The following is a 12,067-nucleotide window of genomic DNA, read 5'->3' on the forward strand; positions in this document are numbered from 1 at the left end:
CCGGCCCTCCTGCGGCGTTGACGATGCAGCCGGGACGGGTTTCAAGCCTCCGGTGTCCAATCCGGTGGCGCCATCTCGAAGCTGGTGAACTCGAAGCCCGGCGAGACCGTGCAGCCGACAAGCGTATAGTCACCGAGCGTTTCGGCCGATTGCCACCAGCCGGCAGGGATGATGGCTTGTGGGCGTTCGCCGTTTAAGATGTCCGTGCCGAGTTTGAGTATCTCGCTCCTGCCACCGTTTTCTGCACGGTGGAGGGCCAGCGGTGCGCCGGCGTAATAATGCCAGACTTCGGCGGCGTCGTGGACGCGATGCCAGTGCGACCGCTGCCCGGCCGTCAGGAGATAGTAGATCGCGGTCGAATGCCCGCGTGAACCACCTTCGGCGTCTCGAAAGGTCTGGACGTACCAGCCGCCTTCGGGGTGCGGCTGCATCGAAAGCTCGCGGATAATATCGTCAGGCGACATCAGAAACTATCCTTGCGCTTGCGGATTTCGGCAAATACCTCCTCGTTGGTCCTGCTCTCCATCAGGAGATTGCGGCGGATGGCAGGATCGGCGGCACGCAGGAACGGATTGGTTTCCTTTTCCATCGCCAGCGTTGTCGGGATTGTGAACTTGCCTGCGGCACGCAACGCCTCGATGTCAGCAGCGCGGCTCTTCAGGCGTTCGTTGTCAGGGTCGATGGTCAAGGCGAAGCGCGCGTTCGACAGCGTATATTCATGGCCGAAGTAGATGGCCGTCTCATCCGGCAGCACGGCAAGCTTCTGCAGAGAATGCCACATCTCCGCCGCCGGTCGTTCGAACAGGCGGCCGCAACCGAGCGCAAAGAGCGTGTCGGCGGCAAAGAGCAGCTTGTCATCGACGAAGTGGTAACAGATATGGCCAGCCGTATGGCCGGGCGTCTCGATGACCTTCACCGCATGGTTGCCGAAGAGGAAGGTGTCGCCGTCGGCCATCGTCTTGTCGAGACCGGGGATCGCAACCGCCTCGTTGATGGGGCCGACGATTTCGCAGCCGTACCGCTCCTTCAGCGCAAGGTTGCCCTCGACGTGGTCGGTATGGTGGTGCGTCGTGAAGATGTGGGTGATCTTCCAGCCGCGGCGCTCTGCTGCCGATATGACGGCGTTCGCGTCCGGGGCGTCGATCGAGGCGGTGAAGCCGGTTTCGGGATCGTGGACAAGCACACCGAAATTGTCGGAACGGCATAGAAAAACGTCTAATTCCAAAGGGCTCATAGTCTCAAATACCTCTTTATCGCGGACATACCGGGAATGTAGAGGTTCCGGCCTTGAAGTCCAACCGCCCGCTGATAACATTTGTTGCGATGCACGCCGATATTGTCGACCTACGCCAGTTTTATCATTCCGACCTCGGCCGTATCGCCGAGCAGTCGATCGCGATGGCATTGTCCTCGCTCTGGGTGCGGCTTCCGCAGGAACGCCTGGTGGGGATCGGCTATGCCGTCCCCTTCCTCGATCGTTTCCAGGCGGATACGGAACGAACCTTCGCGTTCATGCCGGCCGGGCAGGGTGCGGTGAACTGGCCGATGGGCTCGCTGTCTTGCACTGCACTGATCTTCGACGAGGAACTGCCGCTGCCGGATTCCTCGATCGACCGCGTGCTGATGGTGCATTCGCTCGAGTTTGCCGAGAGCCCCCGCGAGACGTTGAAGGAACTGTGGCGGGTGCTGGCGCCCGGCGGGCGGCTTGTGATCGTCGTGCCGAACCGCCGCGGCGTCTGGGCGCGGATGGAACACACGCCGTTCGGCTCGGGGCGCCCCTATTCGCGCGGCCAGCTCACTCATTTGCTGCGTGAAACAAACTTCACGCCGGGCGCGACGGCCGAAGCACTGTTGTTTCCGCCCTCCAAGCTTCGAACGATGATGCGGCTTCGAAGCGTTTTCGAGCGGGTCGGGCGGACGATGTGGCCGGCCTTCTCAGGTGTCATCATCGTGGAAGCGCAGAAGCGGCTCTATCAAGGCCTGCCGGTGGCGGCCCGCGCCTCGCGGCGTGTCTTCGTGCCGGTGCTGGCACCGCACGGCGTTCCGACCACACGCAGCCGATAGGCCGCCCACTCGACAAGATCGTCTTTCCGTTCTATTGCCACTGGGCAATTTTCAGCCGGATTTAGCGGCATTTTCCAAGGTCGATCCCATGAGCGTAGAGATAAGCAAGCCTGTTCCGCGTCCCGGTATTCTGGACATCGCGGCCTATGTTCCTGGCAAGGAACACGCGCCGGGCGTCGCACGCGTCTACAAGCTTTCCTCGAACGAAACGCCGCTCGGTGCCAGCCCCAAGGCGATCGAGGCTTTCCGCGCCGCGGCAGACAGCCTGGAACGCTATCCGGACGGCCAGGCGGTCGAGCTGCGCGAGGCGATTGCCGCGGTTCACGGTCTTAACGCGGCCAACATCATGTGCGGCAACGGCTCCGACGAGCTGCTAGGCCTTCTCTGCCACGTCTATCTTGGTGCCGGCGATGAGGCGGTCATCACCGAGCACGGGTTTCTCGTCTACAAGATCCAGATCATGGGCGCGGGCGCGACTGCCGTCGTTGCCAAGGAGAATGACGCGAGGGTCGACGTCGACGCCATTCTGGCGGCCGTGACGCCGAAGACGAAGATGGTGTTCATCGCAAATCCGGGGAACCCGACAGGAACCTATGTTCCCGTCAGCGAAATCCGCCGCCTGCATGCCGGTCTGCCGAAGAACGTCATCCTCGTTCTCGATGCGGCCTATGCGGAATATGTCCGCCGCAACGACTACGAGGCCGGCATAGAGATCGTCTCGTCCAATCCCAACGTCGTCATGACGCGGACCTTCTCGAAGGTTTACGGCCTTGCTGCGCTGCGCGTCGGATGGATGTACGCGCCGGCTGAAATCATCGACGCGCTCAATCGCGTCCGCGGGCCGTTCAACATGAATTCGGCGGCGATATCGGCGGGTGCTGCCGCCATACGCGATCAGGCGTTCGTGCAGGAAGCCGTTTCCTTCAATCAGATGTGGATCGAGAAGCTGACAGGGGCATTCGAAACGTTGGGTCTGAAAGTCACGCCTTCGGTTGCCAACTTCGTCCTGGTTCATTTTCCTGACGTCGATGGCAAGCGTGCTGTCGACGCGGACGAGTTCCTGACCAGCCGCGGCTACATCCTGCGGGCTGTCAGGGGCTATGGCTTTGCCAACTCGCTACGCATGAGCATCGGTCCTGAAGAAGCCAACCGCGGCGTCATAGAGGCGCTCGGCGAGTTTATGGGACGCAAGGCATGACGGTTCAGTTCGATCGCATCGCGCTGATCGGGATAGGCCTGATCGGTTCTTCGCTGGCGCATGACATCAAGCGACTGGGTCTTGCAAAGGACGTGGCTATTGCCACCCGCAGCGCCGAAACGCTGAAGCGGGCGGAAGAACTGCAGCTTGGCGATCGCTATACGACCTCTGCGGCCGAGGCCGCCAAGGATGCCGACCTGGTCATCGTCTCGGTGCCCGTCGGCGCCTCGCAGAGCGTTGCGAAGGAAATTGCCGGCAGCTTGAAGCCAGGGGCGATCGTCACCGATGTCGGTTCGACAAAAGCGTCGGTGATTGCACAGATGCAGCCGCACATACCGCCGCACGCCCACTTCATTCCCGGCCATCCCCTGGCGGGTACGGAAAAGTCCGGTCCCGACGCGGGCTTCCCGGGCCTTTTTGAGGGTCGATGGTGCATCTTTACACCGCTCGCCGGTACGGACGAGACGGCGCTCAAGGCGCTGCGGAATTTCTGGGAAACGCTCGGATCCAAGGTGGACGAGATGGACCCGGAGCATCATGACAAGGTGCTTGCCATCGTCTCGCACCTGCCGCACATCATTGCCTACAACATCGTCGGCACGGCTGACGATCTGGAGACGGTGACGGAATCGGAAGTCATCAAATATTCGGCTTCGGGCTTTCGCGATTTCACACGCCTGGCGGCGTCCGATCCGACCATGTGGCGTGACGTCTGCCTGCACAACAAGGATGCGATCCTGGAGATGCTGGCGCGATTTTCCGAAGACCTCGCCTACCTGCAGCGGGCGATCCGCTGGGGCGAAGGCGACAAGATCTTCGAACTTTTCACCCGCACCCGCACCGTTCGCCGCTCGATCGTGCAGGCCGGCCAGGACGTGGACGCACCCGATTTCGGGCGTCCCCACGCATTGGACAAGAAACCCTGATCCTCAGATCGGGGGTATCGAACCGAGTGGAATGAAGCCGCTCACGGTTGCATTGCCGCGTTGGACGACGAGATCGACCGAGACCTTGTCGCCACCGCCGGCCAGCGCTTTCAGCAGTTTTGCTGCCGTGTCCACGGTCTTGGCCACCTCGGGAAAGGTCTGCTTGATGCTGTCGCGCCAGGGCCCGAGGTTTTCGATCTGAAGCTTGAACTGGCCCGAGAGATAGCCTTCCTCGTCGAAGGAGAAAGGGCCGCTCAGCGTCATGACCTTGCCGTCGCCAATATCGGCGACTGCCTTGCGCAGCTCGCCGCTTGCCCCGTAAAGGCCGTGGCTGTCGCGGCCGTCGATCATGCCCGCCTTTCCGGCAAGGGTGAGGTCGGCGGTCGCCGTGAGCTTTGGCAAGACCTGCGGCCAATCCTTGATAACGGTGTTGGAGCCCATGACCGAAATGGCGCCGTCGAGATCGGGGCCATTCTGGCGGAGATGGATTTCAGCGTGAGTTGCGTCGAAATTGATCGTCTGCCCGGTGGCCGAAGAGATCGCGGTCGCCTTCAGCCCGTCGATGACGGTCGAGGAGCGGTCGACGCCCTTGAATTTGGTGACCAGGCTGGACTGCAGGTTTGCCCACTCGGCGTTGATAGACAATCCGTGTGCCGTACGGATTTCCGCCGGAGAATCCAGCTCCCAGACAATGTGGCCGGGGGCATAGACCTGCGCGGCGGAGCGAAGCTCGCCGAACGTTGCCGAAACGCCGTTGACGTTGTCATCGACATCGACCTTCGAGCAGAAGAGGCCGATCCGGAAGGGATAGCCGCGAAAGTCGATATTGGCGCACTCGCCGGTGACGCCGGCCGTATTGCCTGGGGCGATCGCCTTCAGCACCGTGTTCTTTAGTTCGGACGCGGCATAGAACCAGCCGCCGGTATAAAGCGCGATCACCAAAACGATGCCGCCACCGAGCAACCAGAATCTCCTGCCGCTGCGGGATTGGCTTGACGCTGCCATGATGTTCTCCAATGGTGGTTCGCAAATGGGAATCTCGGTCTGGCGTGCGATATGGACGAATTTTGGGTGTTTGGCTACGGATCGCTGATGTGGAATCCGGGCTTCGAGTTTGTGGAGCGATCTCAAGCTCTCATTTATGGGTATCGCCGTTCGCTTTGCGTGCGCTCCTGGGTGCACAGAGGCACCCAAAAAAATCCCGGCCTCGTGCTGGGTCTTGACCGCGGCGGCTCGTGCCGAGGCATGGCGTTTCGCATTGCGTCCGAACTATGGGCCGAGGTGATCGATTATCTGCGCGCGCGCGAACTGGTGACCAACGTCTATCTCGAACGCAACCTACCGCTTCAGCTTGGAGGCGGCAGAAGCGTGCAAGGCGTCGCATACGTCGTCGATCGCAGTCACACGCAGTATGCCGGGGCGCTCGATACGAGTGCCGCCGCCCGCATCGTCCACGAAGCGCAGGGTCAATCCGGCCCCAACGACGCCTACGTCTTCAATACGCTGGCGCATCTCAAGGAGATGGGCATTCGAGACCATTGGCTGGAGCAGGTGGTGGACGAAGTCGAGCGGTTGCGGGCGGACTGAAGGTCAGGCCGTGGCCGCTTTCGCGCCTCTGAGTTCGGCCAGCCGATGAACGACGGCCGGCGGCAGCGGCAGGTCGGGATTGCGTTCGGCCGTATCGATCAGCAGTTCATCGCTCGCGCGCTCCATCACCTCGATCAAGTGGGCGAAAAAGGCGTCCGGGTCCATGCCCGGCTGGATCGCCGGCAAAATCCTGACCTTGAAATGGCCGGGATAGCGCATGGTGCTGCGGCGGGGCCAGAAGAGGCCCGGATGCATGGCGACTGGCACGACCGGCAGCTTCAGGTCGCGGTACATCCGGGCGATACCGTATTTGTAGGCCGGCTCGGCGCCCGGGGGACGACGCGTGCCCTCGGGGTAGATGATCAGCTGGCGGCCGGTTGCAAGCTCTTGCCTGGTCCGCTTCAGTGCCTCGACCATGACCTTGCCGCGGGCGCCGCGGTTGATCGGGATCATGCGCTGCTTCTTGGCGTACCAGCCGAAGAGCGGGATCCACATCAGTTCGCGCTTGAGAATGTAGACCGGATCCCTCAGCCATGGCAGCAGCGCGTAGGTGTCCCAGAACGACTGGTGCTTCGGCGCCAGGATGTAGCCGCCGTCAGGCAGGTTCTCCATCCCTTCGATCTCGAAGGTCGTGCCGACGATCTTTTCCATCAGCCAGTGGTTGGACAGCGCCCAGTTCTTGGGAACCTGGTAGGCGGTCTTGCGGGGAGCCAGAAAGTAATAGGGCGAAAGCACGATCATCCGGATGATCAGATTGGCGTAGAAGATCGTGTTGAAGAGGACGGAACGCAGGGCGATCATGAACTTTCCCAAGGCCGGTGTCCGCGTGAAGGCGGTTGTGCCCTCCTACACGATATTGACGGCCATAAAAAGCTCTGATCAGCTTTGTCCGGCAGCACTTGCCGAGCGCAAGCCCGGATGGCGGCCGAGCCCGGTCAAATTGCGGGCACCGGCCAGAAGAACCTTGGCATACTCAGCGAGCATGACCCGCATCGCATTCGGATCCGTGAACCAGTTGCTGTTCTTCAGATCGGTATTGACGACCGGGTAGGGAATGAACTGCGTTTCGGGGTCCACATAGGCGAGTTCCGAAAGGCTGCGCGGCATATGGTAGTTGTTGGTGACGACGAGAACGCTCTTGTAGCCCTTCGCGTGGATCCAGTTGCTGGCCTCCTCGGCATTGCCGATCGTATCGAGCGCGTCATAACCGATGTCGACGCAACAGGAAAAGAGTTCCGGCGCAGCCTGGGTCATCCTGCGGATTTGGGCGCGTGTCGTCGTTGGATGGACGCCTGATATCAACAGGCGTTTGCCGGCGCCCTTTTGAAGCAGTTCCACTGCCTGATCGATGCGCTGGTAGCCTCCGGTCAGCACGACGATTGCGTCGGCGCGAGGCTCCGGTGGCGGCCTCAGGGTTGTCACCGAGTCGGCAAAGCGCAGGAAGCCGCCGAAGACGAGTGCTGCAGCCATCACGAATGCGAAACCACCCCAGCGCAGCATACGTCGCAGCAGACTGCGGCGCACGGGTTCGCTTTCGGAGCGGCTAGGCTCCGTCTTGGGACGAATCGGGTTGCGCGACATGTGGCCCATGCTCATGAATCGAAAAATATACGCAGATTAAGGCCGAGAACAGACGCTTTCGTGGCAAAAAGAGCATCGCACGCTCAATTGACAAGGCCATCGGCGCGGGTGGGATCCGAGCGCAGCGTATCGATCTCGTAGATTGTCCGCATGACGGTCAGACGGGCTGTCAGGGTCGTCAGCAGCGCAATGACGATCATCGTCGCGAAGATACCGGCATAGCCGAGAGCTCCGACCGAGAAAGTGCCGAAAAGCGCTGTTGCCTGATCGGTCTGCGGGGTGGCCAGCGTGTGGCTCTGCAGGAACCCCGCACTGAGGAAGAACAAGGCAGCCAGAGCACTGCCGACTGCCGATCCCTTGAGGCTGATCTTCAGGAAGTGCTTCTGGAACTCGTTGGCGACGAACGAGCTTTCAGCGCCGACGAAATGCAGGACCTCGACGATGTGGCGATTGCCGGACAGCGCGCCACGCGTTGCAAAGACCACCGTCAGCACCATCGCCGAAAAGACGAGCAGCAGCACGCCCGTGCCGATCATCACTGTGGTATGCGCCATCGAGACCAGGCGGTCGACCCAGTTGCGGTGATCGTCAAGGGAGGATTGGGGTATACTCTCCTTCAGGAGCGAACGCATCGCCTCGAAATCGGGCGGGTTGCTCTCATCGATCGTGATGATGACGAGGCGGGGAACGKGGAGTTCCTTGATGTCCAGGCCAGCGCCGAGCCAGGGCTCGAGCAGACGTGCTGTCGCTGCCTCATCGACGATCTGGCCGCTCTTCGTGCCGACGAAGGTGAGTGCGATATCGCGGGCCTGGGTCAGGGCCTTTTCCATATCGAGCCCGTCATCGGGCTTGATCTGGATGGTGATCTCGCGGGAAATCTGGCCTTCCCAGCTTGCCGCCGTCGAGCGCACCATGCTGACGCCGCCCAGTGTCAGGCAGGCGAGAAAAGCCATGATGGCGATCACCACCATCAGCGCATTGCCCTGTATGTTCGCGGATGGAAGGATCGGCGCCGTCGGACGCACCTTCATCTCGGGCCGTTTCTGGCTCTTTGCGGGTGGCTGCTTTGTTGGGCGGGGCACGGGCTCAGTCATGGATATCGAGATGCCCCTCCGAGAGAATCATGCGGCGGGCTTCCACCTGGTCCATCAGCGTCAGGTCGTGGGTGGCGATGACGACGGCAGTGCCGAGACGGTTCAGTTCGAGAAACAGGTTCAGCAATCGACGGGCCATCGGCGGGTCGACATTGGCGGTCGGCTCGTCGGCAAGCAGGATTTCCGGCCGATCAATGAGCGCGCGTGCGATTGCCGCGCGCTGCTTCTCGCCGCCCGACAGCACGGGCGGCAGAACATTGATGCGTTCGCCAAGCCCGACCCATTTTAAGAGCTCCAGCACATCTGTTTTGTAGGAACTCTCGTCCTTGCCGCGCACCCGCAGGGGCAGCGCCACATTCTCATAGGTCGTCAGATGGTCGAGAAGGCGGAACTCCTGGAAGATGATGCCGACGCGCCGGCGCATCAGCGGCAGTTCCTGGCGCGGAATATCCGAAATATCACGGCCGAACATGCGGATCAGGCCGCGGGTCGGCTGCAGCGACAGGAAGAGAAGCCTAAGCAGCGTCGTCTTGCCGGCGCCCGAGGGTCCGGTCAGGAACTGGAAGGATTTCTTCGGGATGTCGAAGGTCAGGTCCCGGAGAATTTCCGGTCCCATACCATAGCGCAAACCGACATTCTCGAAGTGGATCAACGGGCAGCTCAGTCTTTTGTTTGTTTGACCGTAGGACTTGTTAACCAACTCCGTTAACAAGTGGTAAATTTCGCCGGAAAGGCGCCCGTTTGAAGGCGATCTTTGCGAAGCATTAACCATTAAAATTTACGACTGAGCCGGATTCGTTTCAATGCCGGATATTTCATTCGGCCTGAAGCCATGTGGACACCGGAAAGGCAGTCATCATGACCTCCTCCTCGTTCAGACGCCGGGCACCCGGCCGGGCCTACGACTTTCTGCCACCCGAGCCTGCCAAACGGGAGGCTTTCCAGAGCCGCGCCGTCGATATTGCGGACGCCGAATTCGTGGTGATCGGCAGCGGTCGCCCACACGAACCCCGCAGCCGCGGCTTCAACGACAATCGCAAGCATAGCTCGGCGACAGAGCCGAGACCGTCACCTTTTTTCAGGCTTGCGTCGTCGCTTGCGCGCGTCGGCGAGGCCTGGTTGCAGCAGGCGTCAACCAAGGGTTTTGCGGCGCTGGTATTTGCACTTTGCGTTCTGGCCTTCGGTCTCTCGGGAGGCTTTTCCGGCTTGGCGAAGCCTGATGCCGTCGATGGCAGCTCGCCGCTTCATTTCACCCACGTTACGGCCACGCCACGCGATGCCAATGGCATGCGTGTGTTGCTGATCAACGGCATCATCGACAATATCAGCGGCACGACGCAGCTCGTTCGCCCCGTTCGCGCAGATCTCTTTGTCGATGAACAGTTGACCGCGAGCGTCATCATCAATCCGTCGGTGGATGTGATCTATGGTGGTCAAAGCCGAGGTTTTTCGACGAGAGTGCAGTATGCCGGTGGAAAAATGCCGGAAGTCCGGCTGTCCTTCCTGCCCTGAGGGGTGTTTCGCGGCGTCGTTTGTGGTAACGGCTTGTGCTTGTTTTCCATGGAGCAAGCGTTAATGCCCGTCGTGCGCGGAAAGAACATCGAGCCTCTCTTCACTGCCGAGCAGATTGCCGAGCGCAATCACGCTATTGCCAAGCAGATCGCGCAGGGACCCACCAACGATCTCCTGGTCATCGCGATCCTCAAGGGGTCCTTCATTTTCGCGGCCGACCTGATCCGCGCCCTGCACGACAGCGGTCTTGCCCCTGAGGTCGAGTTCATCACGCTGTCGAGCTACGGGACGGGCACGGTTTCGCAAGGCGTTCGTATCGTCAAGGACATCGACAGCGACGTGAAGGATCGCGATGTCCTGCTGATCGACGATATTCTTGAGTCCGGTCGCACGCTGTTGTTTGCCAAGGAACTGCTTTACGAGCGCGGTGCCCGCAATGTCACCATCGCCGTGCTGCTCGACAAGCGCGTCAAGCGCAAGGAAAAGCTCGAAGCCGACTATGTCGGTTTCGAATGCCCCGACTATTTCGTCGTCGGCTATGGCATGGACGTCGCTTATGCCTTTCGCGAACTGCCCTTCGTCGGCGTCGTTACCGGCGACGCCTGACTGTGCCGGGACAAGACGGGTTGTTAACCATCCCGTCCATCGCTTTTGGCCGTTTACCGATCGCAAAGGAAAGTCGTGTGATTTCCGTTGCAGGGCATGAAACGGAGCAATGCATACCATGGCAAGAATTCTGATTACGGAAGACGAGGATTCCCTGCGCTCTTTCGTAGCCCGCGCTTTGCGTCTTGACGGTCATGAGACCGAAGAAGCAGCTGACGGTGCAGAAGGACTGGAGAAGCTGAGGGATGGCGCCTACGATCTTCTACTTTCCGATATCCGCATGCCTGTCATGGACGGCATCGAACTCGCCCATCAGGCAAAATCAGCATTTCCGGCGCTGAAGATCCTACTGATGACCGGCTATGCGGAGCAACGCGAGCGCGCTGACGATCTGGCGGAAAAGATCGTGGACGTTGTCTCCAAGCCCTTTGCGCTGCCTGATATCCGCAAGGCGGTGGCACGAGCCCTGGCAGCCTAAGGCGGACCTCGCGAGATCTGCCGGGCAGGTCTCCCCTGGCTAGTGGGGGATGAATTTCCCCTCATAGCGCACCCGAAAATTCCGCCGCTGGAAGTCCTGCTGGAAGCAGACGAAGATCAGCTCGATATCGGGCGTCTCGCCGCGCTTGTGCAGCAGGCTGAGGGTGATCACGATGACGCCGGCATAGCCGCGCGTGAGTTTGAACGCCGCGTTGCGGATCACATTCGCTTCGGCGTCCTGCCGGTCGTCACGCCTTTCGTAGATGATCCAGAAGCGGCAAATGTCCCAGGTCGAGCGCAGGATTTCGGTGACTTCCGCCTGAAACTGTTCGGCATGCATGTCCGGCGCCCAGGAGAGCGTCTGCTCACCTTCGTCGGCCACGACGTTCAGATAGCCGTCGTAGTCGTTGGTGCTGGACAGCGCATTCTCGATCATCTCGAATGCCGTATTTTCACCGATTACCGTCTTGAAAAGAATTGCCATCGAATCGCTATCGTTAGTCGCCTGCTCCAGCGACACTACGAAGCTTCGGGCATGCAGGAATAGTGTTTGTGTGAGGAAATTTGACTGAACGCCATCGCTTCCCGGGCAGGAGGCGATGGCGTTGATGAAACCTATCTATAGTCCGGGCATGCCATGCGCTCGCTCGCGCCACTATTTCCGCCTTGTGTTTGCAGGCTGCCTGGCTTGGGTGGCGCCGGGCAATCCGTTGGCTGCATTCGCTGCGGCGCGCCGTTGGAGATGCTGCCTGTCGTTTCGTTGCTGAACGGTTGGACTTGGCGCGAGGTTGACCTGTAGTTTTCCGCGGCAACGGCCTTGCCGCCGCTATGAGTCGTTCCAAAGCCGGTGATGTCCATTGCACTGGCGGTGCCCACGACTGTTCCAAGTCCGAGGGCAACGCCTGCAATCAGCTTCCATTGCGTTATCATGGGAATACCCTTTACTCTGTCGAGCGGCGCAAAACCTCAGTTTCAACGGAGAGATAGGCGCCGCGCAGGAGAGGCTGGCGATTCTCACGCAT

16 protein-coding genes are annotated in these 12,067 nt (G+C 60.6%); 7 read left to right on the forward strand and 9 right to left on the reverse strand.

Features of this window, described 5'->3' with window-relative positions:
• Positions 1 to 41: 41 nt before the first annotated feature.
• A complete protein-coding gene (locus AC1DMK_RS07250; protein WP_477857982.1) occupies positions 42 to 464 on the reverse strand; it encodes a cupin domain-containing protein in 423 nt (140 codons plus the stop codon).
• Positions 464 to 1,234 carry a hydroxyacylglutathione hydrolase gene (gene gloB, locus AC1DMK_RS07255; RefSeq protein ID WP_477857984.1) on the reverse strand — a complete coding sequence of 257 codons (771 nt, stop codon included), beginning with the start codon at positions 1,232 to 1,234 and terminating at the stop codon, positions 464 to 466. Before gloB ends, AC1DMK_RS07250 begins: the two co-directional genes overlap by 1 nt.
• A 53-nt stretch (positions 1,235 to 1,287) precedes the next feature.
• Here gloB and AC1DMK_RS07260 point away from each other — a divergent pair, with 53 nt between their 5' ends.
• From AC1DMK_RS07260 to AC1DMK_RS07270, 3 genes are all read left to right on the forward strand, one after another.
• Positions 1,288 to 2,064, forward strand: a complete 777-nt coding sequence (locus tag AC1DMK_RS07260; RefSeq protein WP_037059271.1) for a class I SAM-dependent methyltransferase — start codon at positions 1,288 to 1,290, stop codon at positions 2,062 to 2,064.
• Positions 2,065 to 2,152: 88 nt separating this feature from the next.
• Positions 2,153 to 3,262 carry a histidinol-phosphate transaminase gene (gene hisC / locus AC1DMK_RS07265; RefSeq protein WP_477857986.1) on the forward strand — a complete coding sequence of 370 codons (1,110 nt, stop codon included), beginning with the start codon at positions 2,153 to 2,155 and terminating at the stop codon, positions 3,260 to 3,262.
• Positions 3,259 to 4,188, forward strand: coding sequence for a prephenate/arogenate dehydrogenase family protein (locus AC1DMK_RS07270; protein ID WP_477857987.1), 930 nt, complete (start codon positions 3,259 to 3,261; stop codon positions 4,186 to 4,188). The genes hisC and AC1DMK_RS07270 overlap by 4 nt, the downstream gene beginning before the upstream one ends.
• A 3-nt stretch (positions 4,189 to 4,191) precedes the next feature.
• On the opposite strand, the gene AC1DMK_RS07275 is transcribed toward AC1DMK_RS07270, so the two are convergent.
• Complete coding sequence (locus AC1DMK_RS07275; protein WP_477857989.1) at positions 4,192 to 5,193, reverse strand: DUF2125 domain-containing protein; 1,002 nt, start codon at positions 5,191 to 5,193, stop codon at positions 4,192 to 4,194.
• Positions 5,194 to 5,244: 51 nt separating this feature from the next.
• Between AC1DMK_RS07275 and AC1DMK_RS07280 the strand changes: the two genes are divergently transcribed.
• Complete coding sequence (locus AC1DMK_RS07280; protein WP_037059279.1) at positions 5,245 to 5,775, forward strand: gamma-glutamylcyclotransferase; 531 nt, start codon at positions 5,245 to 5,247, stop codon at positions 5,773 to 5,775.
• A gap of 3 nt (positions 5,776 to 5,778) precedes the next feature.
• Here AC1DMK_RS07280 and AC1DMK_RS07285 read toward each other — a convergent pair whose 3' ends face one another.
• The 4 genes from AC1DMK_RS07285 to ftsE all read right to left on the reverse strand — a co-directional run bounded on the left by AC1DMK_RS07285 (position 5,779) and on the right by ftsE (position 9,102).
• Positions 5,779 to 6,576, reverse strand: coding sequence for a lysophospholipid acyltransferase family protein (locus tag AC1DMK_RS07285; protein ID WP_477857990.1), 798 nt, complete (start codon positions 6,574 to 6,576; stop codon positions 5,779 to 5,781).
• A 78-nt stretch (positions 6,577 to 6,654) separates the two neighbouring features.
• Positions 6,655 to 7,365: a YdcF family protein gene (locus AC1DMK_RS07290; protein WP_477857992.1), complete on the reverse strand. Its 711-nt coding sequence runs from the start codon at positions 7,363 to 7,365 to the stop codon at positions 6,655 to 6,657.
• A 74-nt stretch (positions 7,366 to 7,439) separates the two neighbouring features.
• The gene (locus tag AC1DMK_RS07295) at positions 7,440 to 8,450 is read right to left on the reverse strand and encodes a cell division protein FtsX (RefSeq protein WP_477857994.1); all 1,011 of its coding nucleotides are present in this window, start codon (positions 8,448 to 8,450) and stop codon (positions 7,440 to 7,442) included.
• Complete coding sequence (gene ftsE / locus AC1DMK_RS07300; protein ID WP_037059285.1) at positions 8,443 to 9,102, reverse strand: cell division ATP-binding protein FtsE; 660 nt, start codon at positions 9,100 to 9,102, stop codon at positions 8,443 to 8,445. Before ftsE ends, AC1DMK_RS07295 begins: the two co-directional genes overlap by 8 nt.
• A gap of 206 nt (positions 9,103 to 9,308) precedes the next feature.
• On the opposite strand from ftsE, the gene AC1DMK_RS07305 reads away from it, so the two are divergent.
• From AC1DMK_RS07305 to AC1DMK_RS07315, 3 genes are all read left to right on the forward strand, one after another.
• On the forward strand, positions 9,309 to 9,962 hold the full coding sequence (locus AC1DMK_RS07305; RefSeq protein ID WP_477857997.1) for a hypothetical protein: 654 nt from the start codon (positions 9,309 to 9,311) through the stop codon (positions 9,960 to 9,962).
• A 63-nt stretch (positions 9,963 to 10,025) separates the two neighbouring features.
• Entirely contained in the window at positions 10,026 to 10,568 is a 543-nt protein-coding gene (hpt, locus tag AC1DMK_RS07310) for a hypoxanthine phosphoribosyltransferase (RefSeq protein WP_477857998.1), read from the forward strand.
• Positions 10,569 to 10,686: 118 nt separating this feature from the next.
• Entirely contained in the window at positions 10,687 to 11,046 is a 360-nt protein-coding gene (locus AC1DMK_RS07315) for a response regulator (RefSeq protein ID WP_037059483.1), read from the forward strand.
• Between the two features lie 39 nt (positions 11,047 to 11,085).
• Here the strand turns inward: AC1DMK_RS07315 and AC1DMK_RS07320 are convergent, their stop codons facing one another.
• Together AC1DMK_RS07320 and AC1DMK_RS07325 are read right to left on the reverse strand one after the other, a co-directional pair.
• On the reverse strand, positions 11,086 to 11,529 hold the full coding sequence (locus tag AC1DMK_RS07320) for a hypothetical protein (RefSeq protein ID WP_037059288.1): 444 nt from the start codon (positions 11,527 to 11,529) through the stop codon (positions 11,086 to 11,088).
• Positions 11,530 to 11,660: 131 nt separating this feature from the next.
• On the reverse strand, positions 11,661 to 11,975 hold the full coding sequence (locus AC1DMK_RS07325; protein WP_477858000.1) for a hypothetical protein: 315 nt from the start codon (positions 11,973 to 11,975) through the stop codon (positions 11,661 to 11,663).
• Positions 11,976 to 12,067 lie beyond the last annotated feature (92 nt).

This window comes from Rhizobium sp. 05L419 (genome assembly GCF_056397845.1).

What these genes read in the sequence shown, in the direction of transcription:
- AC1DMK_RS07250 (WP_477857982.1), bottom strand. Translation starts at nt 464, where the DNA reads ATGTCGCCTGACGATATTATCCGCGAGCTTTCGATGCAGCCGCACCCC.
- gloB (WP_477857984.1), bottom strand. Translation starts at nt 1,234, where the DNA reads ATGAGCCCTTTGGAATTAGACGTTTTTCTATGCCGTTCCGACAATTTC.
- hisC (WP_477857986.1), top strand. Translation starts at nt 2,153, where the DNA reads ATGAGCGTAGAGATAAGCAAGCCTGTTCCGCGTCCCGGTATTCTGGAC.
- AC1DMK_RS07270 (WP_477857987.1), top strand. Translation starts at nt 3,259, where the DNA reads ATGACGGTTCAGTTCGATCGCATCGCGCTGATCGGGATAGGCCTGATC.
- AC1DMK_RS07275 (WP_477857989.1), bottom strand. Translation starts at nt 5,193, where the DNA reads ATGGCAGCGTCAAGCCAATCCCGCAGCGGCAGGAGATTCTGGTTGCTC.
- AC1DMK_RS07280 (WP_037059279.1), top strand. Translation starts at nt 5,245, where the DNA reads ATGGACGAATTTTGGGTGTTTGGCTACGGATCGCTGATGTGGAATCCG.
- AC1DMK_RS07285 (WP_477857990.1), bottom strand. Translation starts at nt 6,576, where the DNA reads ATGATCGCCCTGCGTTCCGTCCTCTTCAACACGATCTTCTACGCCAAT.
- AC1DMK_RS07290 (WP_477857992.1), bottom strand. Translation starts at nt 7,365, where the DNA reads ATGGGCCACATGTCGCGCAACCCGATTCGTCCCAAGACGGAGCCTAGC.
- AC1DMK_RS07305 (WP_477857997.1), top strand. Translation starts at nt 9,309, where the DNA reads ATGACCTCCTCCTCGTTCAGACGCCGGGCACCCGGCCGGGCCTACGAC.
- hpt (WP_477857998.1), top strand. Translation starts at nt 10,026, where the DNA reads ATGCCCGTCGTGCGCGGAAAGAACATCGAGCCTCTCTTCACTGCCGAG.
- AC1DMK_RS07315 (WP_037059483.1), top strand. Translation starts at nt 10,687, where the DNA reads ATGGCAAGAATTCTGATTACGGAAGACGAGGATTCCCTGCGCTCTTTC.
- AC1DMK_RS07320 (WP_037059288.1), bottom strand. Translation starts at nt 11,529, where the DNA reads ATGGCAATTCTTTTCAAGACGGTAATCGGTGAAAATACGGCATTCGAG.
- AC1DMK_RS07325 (WP_477858000.1), bottom strand. Translation starts at nt 11,975, where the DNA reads ATGATAACGCAATGGAAGCTGATTGCAGGCGTTGCCCTCGGACTTGGA.